General features: G+C 74.0%; 14 protein-coding genes. 9 read left to right on the top strand and 5 right to left on the bottom strand.

Features of this window, described 5'->3' with window-relative positions:
* The 3 genes from HHX35_RS31310 to HHX35_RS31300 all read left to right on the top strand — a co-directional run bounded on the left by HHX35_RS31310 (nucleotide 1) and on the right by HHX35_RS31300 (nucleotide 5,435).
* The gene (locus tag HHX35_RS31310; protein ID WP_182902263.1) at nucleotides 1–1,320 is read left to right on the top strand and encodes an amidohydrolase family protein; all 1,320 of its coding nucleotides are present in this window, start codon (nucleotides 1–3) and stop codon (nucleotides 1,318–1,320) included.
* Nucleotides 1,321–1,402: 82 nt separating this feature from the next.
* A complete protein-coding gene (locus tag HHX35_RS31305) occupies nucleotides 1,403–4,717 on the top strand; it encodes a BTAD domain-containing putative transcriptional regulator (RefSeq protein WP_182902262.1) in 3,315 nt (1,104 codons plus the stop codon).
* Between the two features lie 70 nt (nucleotides 4,718–4,787).
* The gene (locus tag HHX35_RS31300; protein ID WP_182902261.1) at nucleotides 4,788–5,435 is read left to right on the top strand and encodes a hemerythrin domain-containing protein; all 648 of its coding nucleotides are present in this window, start codon (nucleotides 4,788–4,790) and stop codon (nucleotides 5,433–5,435) included.
* 71 nt (nucleotides 5,436–5,506) lie between these two features.
* Here the strand turns inward: HHX35_RS31300 and HHX35_RS31295 are convergent, their stop codons facing one another.
* A complete protein-coding gene (locus HHX35_RS31295; RefSeq protein ID WP_182902260.1) occupies nucleotides 5,507–6,964 on the bottom strand; it encodes an alpha/beta fold hydrolase in 1,458 nt (485 codons plus the stop codon).
* Nucleotides 6,965–7,107: 143 nt separating this feature from the next.
* A complete protein-coding gene (locus HHX35_RS31290; RefSeq protein WP_220506110.1) occupies nucleotides 7,108–7,659 on the bottom strand; it encodes a TetR/AcrR family transcriptional regulator in 552 nt (183 codons plus the stop codon).
* A 10-nt stretch (nucleotides 7,660–7,669) separates the two neighbouring features.
* Here HHX35_RS31290 and HHX35_RS31285 point away from each other — a divergent pair, with 10 nt between their 5' ends.
* The 5 genes from HHX35_RS31285 (at nucleotide 7,670) to HHX35_RS31265 (ending at nucleotide 13,169) form a co-directional block, all read left to right on the top strand.
* Nucleotides 7,670–8,320, top strand: a complete 651-nt coding sequence (locus HHX35_RS31285; RefSeq protein WP_259405567.1) for a zinc-binding alcohol dehydrogenase family protein — start codon at nucleotides 7,670–7,672, stop codon at nucleotides 8,318–8,320.
* A 45-nt stretch (nucleotides 8,321–8,365) separates the two neighbouring features.
* Nucleotides 8,366–8,572, top strand: a complete 207-nt coding sequence (locus HHX35_RS31280; RefSeq protein ID WP_182902257.1) for a hypothetical protein — start codon at nucleotides 8,366–8,368, stop codon at nucleotides 8,570–8,572.
* A gap of 101 nt (nucleotides 8,573–8,673) precedes the next feature.
* On the top strand, nucleotides 8,674–11,976 hold the full coding sequence (locus HHX35_RS31275; protein ID WP_182902256.1) for a BTAD domain-containing putative transcriptional regulator: 3,303 nt from the start codon (nucleotides 8,674–8,676) through the stop codon (nucleotides 11,974–11,976).
* Between the two features lie 92 nt (nucleotides 11,977–12,068).
* The gene (locus tag HHX35_RS31270) at nucleotides 12,069–12,698 is read left to right on the top strand and encodes a hemerythrin domain-containing protein (protein WP_259405566.1); all 630 of its coding nucleotides are present in this window, start codon (nucleotides 12,069–12,071) and stop codon (nucleotides 12,696–12,698) included.
* A 6-nt stretch (nucleotides 12,699–12,704) separates the two neighbouring features.
* Nucleotides 12,705–13,169 carry a nitroreductase/quinone reductase family protein gene (locus tag HHX35_RS31265; protein WP_139577940.1) on the top strand — a complete coding sequence of 155 codons (465 nt, stop codon included), beginning with the start codon at nucleotides 12,705–12,707 and terminating at the stop codon, nucleotides 13,167–13,169.
* A 143-nt stretch (nucleotides 13,170–13,312) separates the two neighbouring features.
* Here the strand turns inward: HHX35_RS31265 and HHX35_RS31260 are convergent, their stop codons facing one another.
* Both HHX35_RS31260 and HHX35_RS31255 read right to left on the bottom strand, forming a co-directional pair.
* Nucleotides 13,313–15,142, bottom strand: coding sequence for an MFS transporter (locus HHX35_RS31260; protein ID WP_285785049.1), 1,830 nt, complete (start codon nucleotides 15,140–15,142; stop codon nucleotides 13,313–13,315).
* 207 nt (nucleotides 15,143–15,349) lie between these two features.
* Nucleotides 15,350–15,973, bottom strand: coding sequence for a TetR family transcriptional regulator (locus HHX35_RS31255; protein WP_182902255.1), 624 nt, complete (start codon nucleotides 15,971–15,973; stop codon nucleotides 15,350–15,352).
* Between the two features lie 144 nt (nucleotides 15,974–16,117).
* Between HHX35_RS31255 and HHX35_RS31250 the strand changes: the two genes are divergently transcribed.
* Nucleotides 16,118–17,527, top strand: a complete 1,410-nt coding sequence (locus tag HHX35_RS31250; RefSeq protein WP_220506109.1) for a serine/threonine-protein kinase — start codon at nucleotides 16,118–16,120, stop codon at nucleotides 17,525–17,527.
* A gap of 113 nt (nucleotides 17,528–17,640) precedes the next feature.
* Here the strand turns inward: HHX35_RS31250 and HHX35_RS31245 are convergent, their stop codons facing one another.
* Nucleotides 17,641–19,299, bottom strand: a complete 1,659-nt coding sequence (locus HHX35_RS31245) for a wax ester/triacylglycerol synthase family O-acyltransferase (protein WP_220506108.1) — start codon at nucleotides 19,297–19,299, stop codon at nucleotides 17,641–17,643.
* Between the last annotated feature and the right edge of the window lie 13 nt (nucleotides 19,300–19,312).

Genomic DNA, 19,312 nt, shown 5'->3' with positions numbered 1-19,312 from the left:
ATGCCTCTCAGCAACGATCTGATCGTCACCGGCGGCCACGTGATCGGCATGGACCCGGCGGTGCCGGACGGCCCCGCCGACGTCGTCGTCCGCGACGGCGTTATCGTGTCGGTCGGCCCCGCCGCCGGAGCGTCCCCGGAGGCGGAGGTCGTGGACGCCTCGGGCTGCGTGGTGATGCCGGGCCTGGTCGACACCCACCGTCACACCTGGCAGTCCGCGCTGCGTCACATCGGGCTGGACTGGAGCCTGATGGACTACCTCGGGGCCGCGTTCCTCCAGCTCGGGCCGAGCTTCCGGCCCGAGGACGTCTACGCCGGCACCCTGCTCGGCGCGCTCGGCGCGCTGGAGTCCGGGATCACCACACTCGTCGACTGGTCCCACATCCAGAACACCCCCGAGCACAGCGACGCCGCCGTGGCCGCGCTGCGCGACAGCGGGATCCGTGGGGTCTTCGCCTACGGCTGGCCCCAGGTCGACCCGCTCACCTGGGTGGGCGACCACAGCGACGCGGAGCTTCCCGCCGACGTCCGCCGGATCAGGGACGTGCTCCGCGACGACACCGCCCGCGTGACGATGGCCCTGGCGGCGCGCGGCCCCGAGATGTCCGCCCCCACCGCCGCCCGGCGCGACCTGCTGCTCGCGCGGGAGCTCGGCCTGCGGGCCACCATGCACGTCGGCTCAGCCGACAAGGCGGGCAGCGTCGGGTGGCTGCACGACGAAGGTCTGCTCGACGAGACGATCACGCTGGTGCACGCGAGCGCGACCGGCGACGACGAACTGAAGGCCGCCGCGGGCGCCGGCGCGACCGCGAGCGTGTCGCCGTTCATCGAGATGACCATGCCCGGGCTCGGCACGCCCGCGACCGGCCGTCTCCTGCGGGCGGGCCTCGTCACCGGCCTCAGCACCGACACCGAGGTCGCCACCTCGGGAGACATGTTCACGCAGATGCGCGCCGCGCTGGCGCACCACCGGTTCACGCAGGACCCGGCGCCGCTCACCGCCGACGGCCTGCTGCGGATGGTCACCGCCGACGGCGCCGCGGTGGCCGGGCTGTCCGCCGTCACCGGCAGCCTCACGCCCGGCAAGCGGGCCGACCTGATCGTGGTCGAGGCCGGCACCCCCTCCATGGCGCCGATGCTCGACCCGCGCGCCGCCGTCGTCCTCGCCGGCCACCCCGGGCTGGTCCGCACGGTCGTCTGCGACGGCGTGATCGTGAAGCGGGACGGCGCGCTCACCGGGCCGGTCGGGCGGGCCATGGACGCCGCGGCGGCGAGCCTCGCCCACCTCCGCGAAGCCGTGCCCGGGCTGCTCCGCGCATGAGAACAGGGTGCTCCGCGCCTGAAGCGCAGTGCTCTCCGCCTGAGGGCTCAGTCTCGGCCGATGATCGTGGCACAATCCCGGCATGGCGGTCATGTTCCGGGTGCTCGGCCCGGTCGAGGCGTACGTCGACGGCGTTCCCGTCGACCTCGGCGGGCCTCGGCCCCGGTTGCTGGTGGCCCGCCTGCTGATCGCCAGGGGCGCGACCGTGTCGGTGGACGCGATCCTCGACGACCTGTACGACGGCACGCCGCCGCCGCGCGCCCAGAGCACGCTGCACAGCTACATCTCCAACCTGCGCCGGGTGCTCGAACCCGGCCGTGCTCCGCGCACGCCCTCGTCCGTGCTCCTCAGCCGCCCTCCGGGATACGCGCTCGGGCCGCACGAGGTGGACGCCGACGAGTTCGTCCGCCTGGCCCAGGCGGGTGAGCCGGAACGCGCCCTGGCCCTGTGGCGCGGCATGCCGTACGAGGAGTTCGGCGACGTGCCCTGGCTCCGGCCGGAGATCGAGCGGCTCGCCGAGGCGCATCTGGTGACGCGAGAGCGGCTCCTGGCCGGGCGGGTGGGCGACCCGCACGTGGTGGGCGAGCTGGAGGCCCTGGTGGCCGCGCATCCCCTGCGCGAGGGGCTGTGGGAGCTGCTCGCCCGCACGCTCTACGCCCTGGGCCGGCAGGCGGACGCCCTGGAGGCGCTGCGCACGGCCCGGGTCCACCTGGCCGAGGAGCTCGGCCTCGACCCCGGCCCGGCGCTGCGGCGCCTGGAGGAGGCGATCCTCGCCCAGGACCCGGCCCTCGACGGCCCCGTCCCCGTACGGCAGGGCCTGGCGGCGCCAGTCCAAGCAGCACGCGCCGAAGCGGCACGGGCCGAGGCGGACCGGCCGGAGCGGCGCGCCGTCGGCCGGGGGACGCAGTTCGACCGGCTCGACGAGCTGGCGCGGGACGTCATCCAGGCGGCCCGGGGAGTGGCCCAGCGCGGGCCGGGGATCGCGGTGATCTCCGGTGAGCCGGGGATCGGCAAGACGTGGCTGGCGGAGGCGTTCGCGGCACGGCGGGCCGCCGAGGGCTGGCTGGTCGCCTGGGGCAGATGTCACGAGACCTCCGGCGTGCCCGCGCTGTGGCCGTGGCAGCAGATCGTCCGGGATCTCGCCGCCCGGGTCCCCCCTTCTCCCGCGCAGGCCGCCGCCCTGCGGGTGCTGCTCGGCGACGACGCCCCGGGAGACGACCCCGCCCCGGTGGCCGAACGGCCCGCCGAGGCGAGCGAGGCCCGGTTCCGGCTGCACCAGGCGACCGCGGCGTACCTGGGGACGGCCTCGGCCGACCGGCCGCTGCTCGTGGCGATCGACGATCTCCAGTGGGCCGACACGGCGTCGCTGGGCCTGCTGTCCGACCTCGCGTTGCTGCTGCGCGGCGCGGTCGCCATCGTGATCACCGTGCGGTCCGGCGAGGGCCCGGCCGCGGTGCACGACACGCTCGGCCTGCTCGGGCGGCACGACGCCCTCCGCCTGCCTCTGGCTGGGCTCGACCGCGCCGCGGTCGCCGAGCTGTCGGGGCTGCGCGACGCGGCGAGCGTGGCGGCGCTCGCCGAGCGCACCCGGGGCAATCCGCTGTTCATCCGCGAGACCCTCCGTCTGGCCGAGGACCGGGGCATCGAGAGGGCGCTCACCGGGGTGCCCGAGGGCCTGGCCGACGTCCTGCGCCGCCGCCTGCTCGACCTGCCCGCCCGGCACCGCCCCGCCATCGACGCGGCGGCCGTGCTCGGCACCGGCGCGGACCTGCGGCTGCTGGCCGAGGTCGTCGCGGACGCCTCAGGTGCGGACGTGGACGAGGCGCTCGACACCGCGACCGCCCTCCGCGTTCTGGACGAGGACCTGCGCTTCACCCACGATCTGGTCCGGGAGACGGTCTACGCCGACATCCCGCCGCGCCGCCGGGCCGGGCTGCATCTGGCCGCACTCCGGGCGCTCGAACTGCGGCCGGGGGCCGACCTCGCGGTCCTCGCCAGGCACGCGCTGGCCGCCGGGCCCGCCGCCGCGGCGGACGCGGTGCGCTGGGCGTCGGCCACGGCGGGGCAGGCGGCCGGACGGCACGCGTACGAGGACGCCGCGCAGTGGTGGCGCCGGGCGGTGGAGGCGCACGGGACGCTGCCCGGCGCGGACCCCCGCGAGCACGTCGAGCTCCTGCTCCAGCTGGTCCGCGCGCAGCTCGCCGCCGGTCACGGCTTCTCGGCACGGCAGACCCGGGCGGAGGCGGTGCTCGCGGCCGACAGGTCGGGCGACCCGCTGCTCGCCGCGCGGGCGCTGACCAGCCTGGACGCCCCGGGGTTGTGGAAGTTCTACACCTATGGCGACATCGAGCTGCACACCGTGCGGCGAATCGAGGACGCCCTCACCGCGCTGCCGGTGGGGGACTCCGAACTGCGCTGCAGGCTGCTCGGCTGCCTGGGGATGGAACGTTACGACGGCTCGGCCGACCCCCGCTGCGACACCGCCACGGCCGAGGCGCTGGCGATGGCCCGCCGTCTGGTGGCCTCCGGTGAGGCCGGCCGGGAACTGCTGGCGATCACCCTGAACGCCCGGTATCTGGGCGTGCAGCTGGCCGAGCACATGGCGGAGCTCGACGCGATCGGCGAGGAGCTCACCGGGCTCGGGCTGCCCGGGTTCGAGCTGCTCGGTCACATGATCAGAGAGCGGACCCGGATCGACCTGTTCGACGTGGCCGGCGCCGACCGGGCCGCCGAGCGGGCGGGGGTGCTGGTCGAGCGGCTCGACCTGCCCTGGCCCCGGTTCCAGCACCTGATCTGGACCGGGACCCGGCGCCTCCTCGACGGGGACTTCGAGGGCGCGGGCAACGCGTACGCCGCGGCGGCCGAGGCCGGTGAGCGGCTCAACCTGTGGCACACGAGCAGCACGCTCTCCTCCGCGCTGCTCACGCGCCACTTCGCGATGCGCGACTTCGAGGGCGCCGAGGAGCTGATGGCGCACTACTCCCCCTTCCCCGCCCACCGGCAGGTGATGGGCGTGCTCATCGCCGATTCGCGGGGCGACCGCACGGCGGCCGAGGCGGCGCGCGAGCAGGGCTGGCACCCGCTGCCGCGTGACTTCGGCGAGCTGCCCGGGCTGTGCCTGCTGGGCGAGGCCCAGATCGTCGCGGGCGACCACGAAGCGTGCGCCCTGACGTATCGCAGGCTCCTGCCGTACGAGGACAGGATCGCCTTCGGGGCGGGCACGTTCTGCGCCGGGCCGGTCGGCTACTACCTGGGGCGGATGGCCTACCTGAGCCGGGCGGCCGGGCCGGAGACGGCGCGGGCGCATCTGGACACGGCCGCCGAGCGCTGCGCGGCGGCCGGGCTGACCTGGTGGGCCGGACGGATCGCCCGCGAACGCGAGGCCGTACGCGGATGACAACCGGCCGGGAAGCGGGCCGCAAGTGGGCGTTGAGTGGCGGTGAAGGGGGCGGGCCCATCGTGAGGCCATGACAACACCGACGCAGACCCGGCGCCGGCCGGGCGACCCCGCTCCCGACCTCGTCACGTTCCTCGTCTTCCACACCGGCCTGCGGCGCGAGTTCGGCAGGCTGGCCGAGGTCCTCGACCGCTGCGACCCCCGCGACGAGCGGCGCCGCGCGGTCGTCGACGAGCACCTCGCGCTGCTGCTGCGCGCCCTGCACCACCACCACACCGAGGAGGACGAGGCGATCTGGCCGCTGCTGCGCGGTCTCGTCCCCGAGGCCCGGACGGTGCTGGACCGGCTGGAGGCCGACCACCAGGAGATGGACGCCGTCATCGGCAGGCTCTCCGGCGGCGGTGGGCCGGCCCGCGAGGTCGCGGCCGACCTGCGCACGCTCGACCGGCTGCTGAACACCCACCTCGACCTGGAGGAGTCCGAGGTCGTCCCGCTCATCAGAGAGCACGTCAGCGCGGCCTGGTGGGAGGAGTCGGGCAAGAAGGTCACCAAGACCCACGGCCGCGACCTGCCGATGCTCGCCGCCTGGCTGCTCGACGTGGCGACCCCCGCCGACCGCGATCACATCTTCGGCTCCGCTCCGGCCATCATGCGGGTCCTCTACCGGCTCTCCTGGCGCCGGGCCTACGAGCGCCGGGTGTCGCAGGTATACGGGTGACCCGGCGGGCGGCCTCCGCCACGACGGTGCGGAGGCCGCGCCCGGCAAGCCCGGGGAGCCCGGGAGCCCGGTCAGTCGCCGGGAAGGCAGACGGTGCCGGGCGGGGGCAACGTCAGGTCCGTGAGATACCGCGTGGCGTGCCCGATCGCGCACCGGTTGCCGGACAGATAGAGAACGTGGCCGGGTCCCTCGTACTGGATCGTGGCCGAGCCGGGGACCCGCCGGACCAGACTGTCGGTCCACGCGAAGTCGCCCCAGGTGCCCGCGCCGAGCAGCGGCGGCAGGCCGCGGACCGGGAGGGGGCGGGACGGGTTCGCGATCGGCAGCGGCCACCCGGCGCAGCCAAGCGCGTCGGGGTCCGCGCCGCCGAAGTTCGGCGAGATCCTCCGCGCCTCGCGGCGCACCCTGGCGTACTCCTCGTACCCGTGGTAGCCCCGGTCGTCGGCGCAGGTCATGCCGAGCATGAGGGGCATCGCCCAGACGCGGGCGTTGCCCAGGGCAGCGTCGGCGAAGCCCGAGCCGTCGCCGTGCCGGGCCTTGTCGACCGCCTCGGCGAAGGTCAGCCATCGGGAGTTTCCCGGCCCGGGGTCGGGGGCGAACCCGAACCAGCGCAGGGAGGAGCCGGTCAGCTCCCCCCGGCCGAACCGCTGGGAGGTGACCGGGATCGGCGACCTGTCGGCCCGCGCGGTGAGGTCGCGCCAGACCTTCCCGGCGTCCTCGCCGTGCAGGGCGCAGGCGGGCGTCGCCGCGCACCAGGTGGTGAAGCGCTGGAACTCGCGCTCCAGGCCCTGGTAGCCGAGCAGGCTCTGGTTCGCCCAGCCGGCGGTCTGGTTGATCACGCCGTCCAGGTACATGGCGCGGACGTGTTCCGGGAACAGCCGGAGGTAGGCCTCAGCCGGCACCCCTCCGGCTGAGTTGGCCATGAAACTGAGCCGCCGCTCGCTCAGAGCCGCGCGGAGCGCCTCCATGTCGCGCGCCACCGACAACGAGTCGAGCCTGCCGTACAGCCCGCTGCGGTCCTCGGCCCGGCATTCGCGGATGGCCGCGGCGATCGCCCCGGCCTGGGCGTCGTACTCGGCCCGGTCGCGGGGCTCGGTCAGGGCCGGTGCCGCCGGCTGCGCACAGGACCCGGGCAGTTTGGCGGCGAGCCCGGTGTTGCGCGGATCGTAGGCGATGAGGTCGAAGCGCTCCCGGATCCCGGCGAGGTCGCCCGCCGCCTGTTTGACGTCCTCGATCCCGCTGTTGCCGGGACCGCCGGGGATGTGCAGCACGCTGCCGATCCGGCGTGCGGGATCGGTGGCCGGCAGCCGCGCGAGACGCAGGGTCGTCGTCCTTCCCTCGGGGTGCGCCCAATCAAGCGGCACGTCGAGCGTGCCGCACCGCGTTCCCGCCGGGAACCCGTCCCCGGCGCAGGCCGTCCACTCGATCGCCGGCCGGTCCCCCGCGGCCCGTGCCTGCCCCGGGACGAGCCCGGCCGTCATCGCCGCCGTCGCGAGCCCGGCGGCCACGAGTCGTGTTCTGCCACGCATGCGTCACGTCCTCCTTCGCGTTGTGCCGCTTCTTCTCACGCTCGCCGAGACGCGTACGCGGGCGGAATCCGAAGGGCCCCCCGATCGGAGGTAGGGCTGTCCCCCCGACGGGAGGTGCCGGGCGGACGGGTATCCGCGTACGGCTACGGTCCGGCCGGCGACCGGAGGAAGCGAGTGACGGCGTCGTCGATGAGCGCCTCGCTCTGAGGCGTCGTGATCCGCCGAGACGTGACGAGCGCCGAGATGCCCTGAACGGTCGCGGCCAGCAGCAGCGTCAGCCGGCCGACCTCGCCCGCCTCATACGCGCCTGCCTGGACCCCGGCGCTCATGATGTCGGTCATGGTGTCGAACAGGCGCTGCGCGGCGTTTCGCACCGCCTCCGACGGGCCGTCCACCTTCGCCGCGAACATGAGATCGAGCAGTGCCGGCTCCCGCACGGCGAAGCTCACGTACGCCGAGGCCGCCGCGCGAATGACGTGTGCGAAGTCTCCGGGCACGCGCGAAACCGCCTCGCGCATCTCGTCGGCGAGCCGGATGAAGCCCCGTTCCGCCAGCGCGTCGAGGAGCGCGCCGCGGTCCACGAAATGACTCCGGGGGGCTCCATGACTGACGCCCGCCTCACGCGCCAGTTCCCGGAGGGACAGCGCGTCGATCCCCCGCTCGCGAAGCACCGTCTCCGCCTGGTCGAGCAGCACGGCACGGAGATTGCCATGGTGGAAAGGCCGATCGGACACCGCCCCACCCGCCGTCGTGGGCTCGGACGTCGCCGGCGAGGTCGTCGAGGCCGGCACGGGCGTCACGCGGCTGCGGCCGGGCGATCGCGTCCTCGGGCACGCGTTCGGCGTCGACAAGTCCCAGAACCGCGCGGCGGAGAGCGCCTTCCAGCACTACGTCGTGCTCATACAGCACATGGTCTCCCCCATCCCCGGCTCGCTGTCCTTCGAGCAGGCGGCCGTGCTGCCGCTGTCGCTCTCGACCGCGGCCACCGGCCTGTTCCAGCGGGACCATCTCGGCCTTGCGATGCCGACCGCCGACCCCGTCGAGCGGTCGGAGACGGTGCTGGTGTGGGGCGGTTCGACGAGCGTCGGGAGCAACGCGATCCAGCTCGCCCGCAACGCCGGTTACCGGGTCGTCGCGACCGCGTCACCGCACAACTTCGACTACCTCCGATCGCTGGGCGCGGCCGAGGTGGTCGACCGCCGCAGCCGCACCGCCGTCGGCGAGATCGTGGACCTGATCGGCGCCGGTCCGCTCGCCGGCACGCTCGCGATCGGATCCGGGTCACTCGTGCCGGCGGTCGCGATCGCGTCCCGGACCACGGGCGGCAAGCGGGTCGCGTCGGCGCAGCCCGGGTAGGTCACGCGCATCCGGGGCCCGAGAGCCCGCCGGCCGGGGGTGCGGGTGAGCGGGATCTGGGGCGGCACTCTGAAGGACAACGAGGTCGGGCCGGGAATCTACGTCGGCTTCCTCCCGGCCGCGCTCGCTACCGGCGCCTATCGGGCCGCGCCGGATGCGACCGTCGTGGGCCACGGACTCGCCCGCGTCCCCGACGCGCTGCGGCGGCTCCGCGGCGGCGTCTCCGCGAACAAGCTCGTCGTCACCGTCTGAATCCGCCGCGCCCGCTTCTCAGCCGGAGCGGCCGCCGGCGGCAGCCACCGCCGAATCGTGACTATGCCGGGACGTGGAACGATCCCTATGCTCTGCTGGAAATGGTGCGTTTGTGGGTTCTCGGTCAGTTCCGGGCCGAAGTGGGCGGGCGTCCGGCCGACCTGGGACCGCCGCTCCAGCGGGCGGTGCTGGCGCGGCTGGTCTGCGCCGGCGGCCATGTCGTCTCGACCGACCGGTTCATCGACGATCTGTGGCAGGGCCAGCCCCCGCCGAAGGCGCTGGGCGCGCTGCAGGTCTACGTCTCCAACCTGCGCCGCCTCCTCGAACCGGGCCGCGCGCCGCGCACCCCGGCGAAGGTCCTGGTGACCGCTCCACCCGGATACGTGCTGCACCTCGACGCCGACGCCGTCGACGCGTGGCGCTTCCCCACGCTCATGAGCACGGCGTCGGCCCTCCTCTCCGAGGGGGATCCGCCGGGGGCACTGCGCGTGGTCGACGAGGCCCTGTCGCTGTGGAGGGGGGCCGCCTTCGCCGAGTTCGGCGACGAGGACTGGGCGGTGCCGGAGGCGGCGCGGCTGGAGGCGCTGCGGGTCCTGGCCATCGAGTATCGCGCGGAGGCGAAGCTCGCGCTCGGCCGGCATGCCGAGGTCGTGCCGGAGCTGGAGCGGCACGTCGCCGGCCACCCGCTGCGCGAGGACGCCGTACGGCTGCTGTCCCTCGCCTACTACCGCTCGGGTCGGCAGGCCGACGCCCTCGCGGCGCTGCGCAGGACCAGGGCCAGGCTCGCCGAAGAGCTGGGCATGGACCCGGGCCCCGCCCTGCGGGCTCTCGAGGCCGGCGTCCTCGCGCACAGCGAGGCCCTCGACGCGCCGAAGGCCGTCACGACGCCCGCGCCTCCCGCCCCGTCACCGGCCGCCCCGTCACCGGGCGTGCCAGCGCCGGCCGCCCCGGCGTCGCCCGGGATGGTCGGCCGTACGGCGGAGCTCGCCCGCCTGGTCTCCGCCGCCGAGCAGGCGGGGCACGGTTTTCGCGTGGCCTGGGTCGGCGGGGACCCCGGCGCGGGCAAGAGCACGCTGGCCGACGCCCTGCTGCGGCGTCTCGGCGACGAGGGCTGGCGGGTCGCGGTCGGCCGGTGCCCGGAGACGCTCGGCGGGGTGCCTCCCGCGTGGGCGTGGAGCGAGGTCCTGCGGACCCTGTTCGCCGTTCACCCCCCGGACCCGGGTACGGAGGCGCGACTCGCGCCCCTGGTGCAGGAGGACTCTCCCGGCGCCGGGCAGTTCCGGCTGGCCCAGGCGGTGGGCGACTACCTGGAGAGCGTGCCGGGGCCCCGGCTGCTCGTGCTGGAGGACGTGCACCGCGCCGACGACGCGACTCTCGAGTTGCTGCGTCATCTGGCGGCCAGGCTGGCGGACACGCCGGTCCTGGTGGTCCTGACCCACCGGCCCTCGGAGGCGGGCGACGACCTGACGGCGGCCGGGGCCGCCCTGGCCGTGCAGACGGCCGAGAACGTGACGCTGCAGGGGCTCGGCGAGGACGACGTCCGGCGCCTGCTGGTGGAACGGTCCGGCATGGAGGTGGACGCCGGCACCGCTCGGACGGTCGCCGAGCGCACCGGAGGCAATCCGCTGTTCGTGGCCGAGACCGCCCGGCTGCTGGCGACCGAGGGAGCGGCGGCGGCGCACTCGCTGCCGCCCGGGGTCCGCGACCTCATCCGCCGGCGGATCGCCCGCCTGCCCGCGACGGCGCGGACGACCCTGCGCAACGCCGCCGTCATGGGCCGGGACGCCGACATCGATGTGCTGGTCGCCGTTCAGGACGCCGACGAGGAGACCGTCCTCGACGGGCTGGAGGCGGGAGTGCTCGCCGGGCTGCTCACTGAACCGGCCCCCGGCAGGGTCCGGTTCACGCACGTCCTGGTCCGCGAGACCCTCTACGAGGACATCCCCCGGCTGCGCCGTACGCGGCTGCACGCGAAGGTCCTCACCGCGCTGGAGCGGGTGCACCCGGGCGACGTCGGCGCGCTCGGCTACCACGCGCTGGCCGCCGCCACGCCGGCCACGGCGCGCGCGGCCGCGGAGTACGCGCGGAGGGCGGCCGAGCAGGCGTCCGGCGTGTACGCCCACAGGGAGGCGGCGACCCTGCTCGAGGGCGCGCTCGAGGCCCTGGATCTCGCGACCGAGCCCGCGGACGACCTCCGGCTGGACCTGCTGTGCCGCCTGGTCTCCGCGCAGGCGAGCGCCGGCGACGAGGGGCAGGCGATGGTCACGCGCAATCACGCCCTCGCGGTGGCCAGGCGGCTCGGCGATCCGCTCGCTATCGCCCGTGCCGCGGTCGCCAACGACGCGCCCATGGTCTGGCAGACCGAGCACGAGGCCGACGCCGACGTCGTGGAAGCCATCCGCGGCTGCCTGCCGGGCACGACCGGCGAGCCGCGCTGCCGGCTGCTCGCCGCCCTGGCGCACGAGATGGGCGGCCACGACGAAGAGCTCGTCGAGGCCGCGAGTGCCGAGGCCCTCGTGATCGCCCGCGACCTCGGCGACCCCCGCCTGCTGTGCCTGGCGCTCAACGCGCGCTACTGGGCGATGTTCGTGCCGGGCCGCGCCGGCGAACTGGAGGCGCTCGGGCACGAGCTGCTGGAGATCTCCGTCCGCGCCGGGCTGCTCGGCTACCAGACGCTCGGCCACCACGTGCTGGCGATGGTCGCGCTCGGGCGCAACGACTGGGCCACGGCCCAGGCGCACGCCGCGCGGGCGGTGGAATGCTCCACCAGCGGTCAGCTGGGCCTCGTCCTGGCCATCATCGCGTTCCTCGACGCCCTCGGGCTCCTGGTGAAGGGGGAGTTCGAGCAGGCCGAGGCGGCCTACACGGCCCTGGCCGACCGGCTGGAGGAGGCCGGAGGGTCCAACGCCGGCGTCTTCGGAAGCCTGGCCCGGTTCACCGTGCGCCTCGCGTGCGGCCGTGCGCACGAGTCGGTGGCAGAACTCGCCGCCGCCCGCGATCACATCGCGCACGAGATCGACGAGTTCTACGTCAGCGCGCTGGTCGCCGCGGGGCGTCTTGAGGAGGCCAGGTCCGCCTGGCCGGACCGCCGGCCGACCCGGTGGGTCTATCACACGATCAACGTGGCGCTCCGCGCCGGCACCGCGATGGCGCTCGGCGCCCGGGAGGTGGCCGAGGAGTGCTACCGGCTTCTCCTCCCGTTCCGGGGAGATATGGCCGGCCTGCACACGGGAGCGATCACGCTCGGCCCCACCGGCCTCGTGCTCGGGCGGCTGGCGGAGTTCCTGGACGATCCCGCCGCGGCTGCGGAGCACTACGCCACGGCCGCCGACGTCGCCGGGCAGCTCGATTCGCCGCACTGGCGTGGGGAGGCGCTGCGGGCGCTCGACACGCTGAAATCGTGAGGACAGCACCGCCAAGTGGTCGCCAAACAGGCGTTTAGCGGGTGGGGCCAGCGTGGTTTCCGAGACCAAACCGGACATCTTGGAGGCTCACGTTGGACACTCCCGATCTCACCGGGATCCGCATCATCCACCGCGCCATGCGCGGCGACCTGCACCGGCTCCGCGCGCTCGCCGAGGACCTCGAGGCGGGACGCGCGCGGGCGGACTCCGCCCGCGCCGCCGCCGTCGCCCGCTACGCGGAGGACGTCTGCGCGGCGATCCATCACCACCACACCAGGGAGGACGAGGTCGTCTGGCCGGTGATCGAGCGTTCGGCGGGCGCCGCCGTGGACCTCACCGATCTCTCCGACGACCATTCGGAGCTCGATCCCCTGCTCGACCGGGTCCGCGTGACGGCTCGGGCCTTCGCGGGCGGCCGGGGCGTCTGTGACCTGGCGGCCGCGCTGCGCACGCTCTCGGAGCTCATCGACGAGCACATCGAAGAGGAGGAGCGCAGGATCTTCCCGGTCATCGAGAAGTACGTCTCTGCGGCCGACTGGAAGGAGATGGAGAAAACGCTCAGAGGCGGCGACCCGCGTTTCGAGCTCGCCTGGGTCGACCGGTACGCGAGCCCGGACGAGATGGCCCACATCCGCAAGCTCGCGGGGCCGGTCCTCAGCCTGCTGCTGACACTGCTGCGCCCCGGCCACCGTCGCCGCCGGCGGATCGTCTTCGGGAGCTGAGCGGACATGGCACGACGCTCCCGCCTGTTCAACCTGGCGATCAAGTACATCTGCGACTGGCAGGTTCGCACCTACCGCAGGACCGGCGGGCGCAGGCCCGCCACCATGCGCGGCATCCCCGTCCTGCTCCTCACGACCCGGGGCCGCAGGACCGGCCTGCCCCGGACCCGGCCGGTCGGGTACGGCAGGGACGGCCGGCGCTTCGTCGTGATCGCCTCGAACGGCGGCGACGACACCACGCCCGCCTGGTGGCTCAACCTGCGGGACGACCCCGTCGCCGAGATCGAGGTGGGCGGCGCCGGCGGGCTCACCGTGCTCAAGGTGCGTGCCGCCGAGGCCACGGGCGAGGAGTACGAGCGCCTGTGGCGGACGATGAGCCGGCGGCACCCCGTCTACGAGGTCTACAAGGGCATGACGCCGCGCCGCATCCCGGTCGTGGTGCTCGATCCTCTCGACGCCCTTCCGGCGTGACCCCGACTATCGGTACGCCAGGGTGGCGGCCTGCTGAGGGCCGGCCCGACCCGCCGCGCCCCGGCGCCCTGAGGACGAGCAGGGGACGAGCCGGGGACTCAGTGGGGACACGGCGGAGACACGGCGGAGACACGGCGGAGCCGTCAGGGCTTCGTCGTGTCCGGTGCGGCCCGCTGGGCGTCGAACTCCTCGTCCGGGATGACCAGCTCGTTGCCGGCCAGGCCGGCCTCGCCGGAGACCGCGGCGAGCTCGGAGCCGAGCGACTCGTGGGCGGCGGCGCGGTGCCCGCGGCCGACGCGGTCGGTCAGCAGCGACGACAGGGCCGCCACCACGCACGCGGCCACGGCGAACCAGAAGGCGATGACCAGGCCCTGGTGGAAGGGGCCCGCGATGAGGTGCGGGAAGAACTCCTTGCTCGTCAGGTGGGCGCCGCCGTCGGGCAGCCGGTCCAGGACGCCGCCGAGGAGCTCCCGGAACGGGTTGTATCCGAGGAACGCCGCGAACAGCACGGCGATCGGCGGCAGCTGGGCGAGGCCCTCGGCCTGCGCGGCGGGCACGCCCTGAGCCACCAGCTCGTCGTGCATGGTGTGCGGCAGCGACTGCGACAGGCCCGCGATCATCAGGCTGAAGAACACGCCGATGGACAGGACCATCGAGGAGTTCTGGAAGGTGGCGGTCATGCCCGCGCCGACGCCGCGGGACTCCGCCGGGACCGAGTTCATGATCTCCGCCCGGTTGGGCGAGGAGAACAGGCCGGAGCCGAGGCCGTTGATCAGGATGAGCAGCGCGAAGACGCCGTAGCCGAAGTCCGTGGGCAGGGTCATCAGGGCGTAGAAGCTCGCCGCGGTGACCAGCGCGCCGCCGACGGTGAACATCCGCGGCCCGAACCGGTCCGACAGCCAGCCGGAGACCGGCGCCGACAGCAGGAAGCCCACCGTCAGCGGGATCATGTAGATGCCCGCCCACAGGGGCGTCTCCTCGAAGCTGTAGCCGTGCAGCGGCAGCCAGATGCCCTGCAGCCAGATGATCAGCATGAACTGCAGGCCGCCGCGTCCGAGGGCGGTCAGCAGGCTGGCGATGTTGCCCGCGAGGAACGCGCGGTTGCGGAACAGCGAGAGCCGGAACAGCGGCTCGTCCACCCTGGTCTCGATCCAGGCGAACAGCGCGAGCAGCAGGACGCCCCCGCCGAGCGCGGCGATCACCCAGGGGTTGCCCCAGCCCATCACGCCGGTCCCGTACGGCTGGATGCCGTAGGTGATGCCGACCAGCAGCGCGATGAGGCCGACGGCGAAGGTCGCGTTGCCCCACCAGTCCATCCGCGCCCGGCGCCGCACGCCGTTGTCCTTGAGCTTGACGTACGCCCAGACGGTGCCGAAGACGCCGAACGGCACGGAGACCAGGAAGATCGCCTTCCAGTCGACCGGGGCCAGGACCCCGCCGATGACCAGGCCGAGGAAGGAGCCCGCGATGGCGGCGATCGAGTTGATGCCGAGCGCGGTGCCGCGCTGGCGCACGGGGAAGGCGTCGGTGAGGATCGCGGTGGAGTTGGCGAACAGCAGCGCGCCGCCGACGCCCTGCACGATCCGCCAGCCGATCAGCCACATCGCCCCGGCGTCGCCGTCCATCCAGGTCAGCGACAGCATGATCGAGCACAGACTGAAGACCGCGAACCCGAGGTTGTACATGCGGACCCGGCCGAACATGTCGCCCAGGCGGCCGAACATCACCACCAGCACGGCCGTGACGACCATGAAGCCCATCATCATCCACAGCAGGTAGCCCGTGTTGCCGGGGTCGAGCGGGTTCAGGTGGATGCCGCGGAAGACGTCAGGAAGGGCGATCAGCACGATGGACTGGTTGATCGTCACCATCAGGACGCCGAGGGTGGTGTTGGACAGCGCGATCCATTTGTACCGCGAGGACGGCGCCGACTGCGGCGACGCCCCCGCCAGGGACTGGTTCGCTACGGCCACGGAGTGGTTCCCCTCCTCTTGGTCCGTACAGCGCACGGCCTGTTTCCGCGCAGCGCGCGACGGACGGACAGTTAGTTAGCGCAACTAAATTACCCCGACCGGGTGACATCGATGTTTCACGGGCATGCGCAACTAAGGCCACGATGGGGCCCTTAAACGGATATGGGCGTTATCTGACCTGATTTGGGCTGACGGGAGAAGGCGACGTCAGGACGTGAGCGCCCCGGCGATCACGTCGGCGAGGCTGTCCACCACCGTGTCGCGGTCGAGCCCGGGGTTCTCCAGCCACCAGTCGCCGATCGCCTGCACCATGCCGACGAACGCGTGGCCGAGCACCCGGGCGCGCACCGGGTCGGCGACGCCCTCCTCCGCGAGCGCCGCGCCCAGTTCCTCGCCGACGCTGCGCACGATGGCGGCCATCTGCGTGCGGGTGCGGCTGTCCTCGGCGCTGGCCCGATGGAACAGGAAGCGGTAGAGGTTGGGGTTGGCCGAGATGGTCTCCAGGTAGGCCTCGATGGCGCCCCGGGCGCGGACCCGGGGGTCGGCCACGGCTCTGGCGAACTCCGGGCGCAGCAGGTCGATCACAACGCGCGTGTGGCGTTCCGCGAGCGCCTGATACAGGCCGCTCTTGTCGCCGAAGTGGCGGTAGAGGATCGGCTTGGTGATCCCCGCCTCCGCCGCGATCGCGGCCATCGACGCCTGCGGGCCCTCTCTGCGGATCACCCGGTCGGCCGCGTCGAGCAGGTCCCTGCGCCGCTCCGGGCTCCGGCCGCCCGTCGTGGTGCCTCCCGCCGTGCCTCCCGCCGTGCCACCCGTCGTGAGCCCCGTCATGAGCACAGCATAGGTGCCGATTCCGCGTCTCCTGGATCAAGACCGGGCCCTATGGGCGATCACTCCGGTAATGTGCCGGACGCGGGTTTTCTGGTCCGAATTTTTGTGGTGTCACGGTTCCGCCGGGTCCTCTGGAGGTGCGGGGTGGGCGAGGCGGGCGGACCGCTGGTGCCGGGCTACGAGGTGCTCGGGATCCTGGGCCAGGGAGGCTTCGGGGTCGTGTACCGGGCCAGGCAGCTCGCCGTGGGCCGCGAGGTCGCGCTCAAGGTCGACAACCGCGTGCTCGTCTCCGACCGCGACCGGCGCAGGTTCATGCGCGAGGTGACGTCCGCCGGCGCCCTGTCCGGCCACCCGCACGTGGCCGACGTCTACGACGCGGGCGTGCTGCCCGACGGCCGGCCGTACATGGTGCTGGAGCTGTGCCCGAACGGGTCGCTGGCCGACCGCCTGCGCGACGCCGGCCCGCTCGGCCCCCGCGAGGTGCGCGACATCGGCATCAAGATCGCCGACGCGCTGGCCGCCGCCCACGCCGTCGGTGTCCTCCACCGCGACGTCAAGCCCGCCAACATCCTGGTCAACTCGTACGGCATGGTCGCCCTGTCGGACTTCGGGCTGGCCACGATGCCGGGGCAGGGCGGCGCGGCGCGGGGCGAGATGTCGGTCACGCGCGAGTCGCTCACGCCCGCCTACGCGCCGCCGGAGGCGTTCGACCTCACCGAGCCCACGGCCGCCGGGGACGTGTACGCGCTCTCGGCCACGTTGTACGCCCTGCTCCAGGGCAGGCCGCCGCGATTCCCGGACAGCGGCGTGGTGAACATCGCGGCCATCATGGCGCTGCACCGGCTGCCGATCTCCGACATCCCCGGCGTGCCCGCCGCCCTCACCGGCGTCCTGCGCCACGGCATGGAGACCGATCCGGCCCAGCGGATCCCGACGGCCGCCGGGCTGCGGGACGCGCTCGCCGCCCTGACGCCGGACGGCTCCGCCTCGGGGGATCACCCGCATCCCGCCGCGTCCGGGGACCGAGGCGGCGTCCCGGGGTGGGGCGCCCCGTCCCCCTCCCCCGCCGGGCCTGTTCCACCCTCCTCTTGGCCCGCCGCGGTGACCGGACGGCACCCCGGGGAGCGGCGGCCTGTCGAGACCCGCGTTCCCGCCGCGCTGGGGCATTCGCCCACCGGCCCGGCCGGAGGCGTTCCCGTGAGCGGTCAGGACCTGCGCCGCGCGGCGACCGCGCCGAACGCGGTGCCGGACCCCCGGCCAGGCGGGCACTGGCCATCCGGTCATCGGCCACCCGGGCATCGACCACGCGGGCACCGGCCGCAGAGCCCCCGGCAAGGGTCCACTCCTCCGCTCCCGCCGCGCACCGGCATGTCCCGGCAGTCCATCGTGTTCGCCGTGATCGCCGCCGTCTTCGCCCTGCTGCTCACGGCCGGGATCGCGGCGCTGACGCTGGGAGACGGCGACCGGGGGACACGGCCGCCGGCGGTCCCCGGCTCCACCTCCGGCCTCGGTGCTGACCACGCCGGACCTGGCCCCACGGGCGCCTCCTCCTGACCACCGCCTGCGGGTGGCCGGTTGCAGGCGAGGAGGCCCAGGCGGGCGGAGTGCTCACTCACGGGCGGCTACCAGGTATGCGAGTTGCCTGCAGACCGACCCGGTAGCACCCATCAGGCGGGCGGCGGCTCCGGAGGCTTGCGGGCCCGCCTCGGCTTCGGTGCCGTGCCCTGCTCCTGCGGCGGCCCGTCGGCCGCCCGCGCGCCGCGCGCCGCTGCCGCGCCCGCCTTCGCCGTCCTTCGCGGCCTCGCGGGCTTTCCCGGCTCCGCGCGCTTCCCCGGCTCCGCGCGCTCTTCCGGCTCCGCCGTGCCCGGCGCGGGCGGGGCCGCCAGAGCGCCGTACTCGGCCAGCGAGTCGCGCAGGTAGTCGATGAGGTCCCACACGTCGGGCACCATGTCGCGGTCGGTGACGATTCCGAAACCGAGCCTGCCGTCGTAGGAGAACACCGTGATGTTGATCCCCCCGCTGACGTCCGTGATCACCGACATCGGGTAGAGCGCGGTGACCCGCGCCCCGCACACGTAGAGCGGCGTCTGGGGCCCCGGCACGTTGGAGATCATGAGGTTCATCGCGGAACCCGTGCGCGAGGCGATCCTGAAGGCGGACCTGGCCGCCAGCGCGCTCAGCGCGGCCGGCATCGCCTGGCTGAACTCCAGGAGCCAGGCCGCCGGCGCCGCGGCGAGCCGTTCCTTGAGCAGGCCCATCGAGCGGTTCACCGACAGCAGACGGTCACGCGGGTCGGGCACGTCCGTCGGCAGGGTGGTCATGGTCAGCATGACCTCGTTGGCGGCCGAGCCGTTGGCGGCCTGTCCCCGGGTGGAGACCGGGATCCCGGCGACGAGCGGCTGACGGGGCAGCTCGTCGCGCTTGGCCAGCCAGCGCCGCAGCGCCGTGGCGCACATCGCCATGACGACGTCGTTCACGGTGACGCCGAAGGCGTTCTTGATCCGCTTGACCTCGTCCAGGGGCAGCTGGCCGAAGGCGAACCGGCGGTGCCGCGAGATCGGCCCGGAGAACGGCGTGCGCGGCACCACCATGCGGGGCAGCTCGGGCAGGGGCTCTGCGTCCCCCCCGCCGATGCCGCGGACGAACCGCGAGACCACCCCCACCCCCGGGAGCTGCGCCACGAACGGCACCTCGTCCAGCCGCGGCACCGCCTCGGCGATGAAACGCAGCAGGGCGAACGGGTTGTCCAGCACCCGGGCCACGCCCCTGATCACCATCTCCACCGCGTCGGGGGCCCGCTGCGGCTCTGCCGCGGTCTCCGGGGCGGGAACGGCGGCCGGCTCGGGCTCGAAGTCCATCAGGGCGGCCAGCACCTCGGCCCCGGTGACGCCGTCGACGGCGGCGTGGTGGACCTTCGTGTAGATCGCCACCCGGCCCCCGGCCAGGCCGTGGATCAGGTAGATCTCCCACAACGGCCGTCCCCGGTCGAGCCGTGCCCCGTGCAGCCGGGCGACCTGCTCGGCGAGCTTGTGGTCGTCGCCGGGGGGAGGCAGCGCCAGGTCCCGTACGTGGTAGTCGAAGTCGACCTCGCGGTCCTCCGCCCAGTAGGGGTGGTCGAGCCCGAAGGGCACCTCGACCAGCCGCCTGCGCAGCGGCGGCGCCAGATGGAGCCGCCGCTTGAGCAGCCCGATCAGGTCCTCGCGGGTCAGCGCGCCGCCGGGCCTGCCGGAGGGGTCGAGAATCGTGAGCGCCGCGATGTGGGCGAGGTTCGTGCCCGTCTCGAAGTTGAGGAACTGCGCGTCGAAGGCGCTGACTTGCTCTGCCATGCCTACTCACGTG

This window comes from Microbispora sp. H10830 (genome assembly GCF_014161375.1).
GTDB lineage: Bacteria > Actinomycetota > Actinomycetes > Streptosporangiales > Streptosporangiaceae > Microbispora > Microbispora catharanthi.
This window is presented reverse-complemented; position numbering and strand designations above follow the sequence as displayed.

What these genes read in the sequence shown, in the direction of transcription:
- HHX35_RS31310 (WP_182902263.1), top strand. Translation starts at nt 1, where the DNA reads ATGCCTCTCAGCAACGATCTGATCGTCACCGGCGGCCACGTGATCGGC.
- HHX35_RS31305 (WP_182902262.1), top strand. Translation starts at nt 1,403, where the DNA reads ATGGCGGTCATGTTCCGGGTGCTCGGCCCGGTCGAGGCGTACGTCGAC.
- HHX35_RS31300 (WP_182902261.1), top strand. Translation starts at nt 4,788, where the DNA reads ATGACAACACCGACGCAGACCCGGCGCCGGCCGGGCGACCCCGCTCCC.
- HHX35_RS31295 (WP_182902260.1), bottom strand. Translation starts at nt 6,964, where the DNA reads ATGCGTGGCAGAACACGACTCGTGGCCGCCGGGCTCGCGACGGCGGCG.
- HHX35_RS31275 (WP_182902256.1), top strand. Translation starts at nt 8,674, where the DNA reads ATGGTGCGTTTGTGGGTTCTCGGTCAGTTCCGGGCCGAAGTGGGCGGG.
- HHX35_RS31265 (WP_139577940.1), top strand. Translation starts at nt 12,705, where the DNA reads ATGGCACGACGCTCCCGCCTGTTCAACCTGGCGATCAAGTACATCTGC.
- HHX35_RS31255 (WP_182902255.1), bottom strand. Translation starts at nt 15,973, where the DNA reads ATGACGGGGCTCACGACGGGTGGCACGGCGGGAGGCACGGCGGGAGGC.
- HHX35_RS31245 (WP_220506108.1), bottom strand. Translation starts at nt 19,299, where the DNA reads ATGGCAGAGCAAGTCAGCGCCTTCGACGCGCAGTTCCTCAACTTCGAG.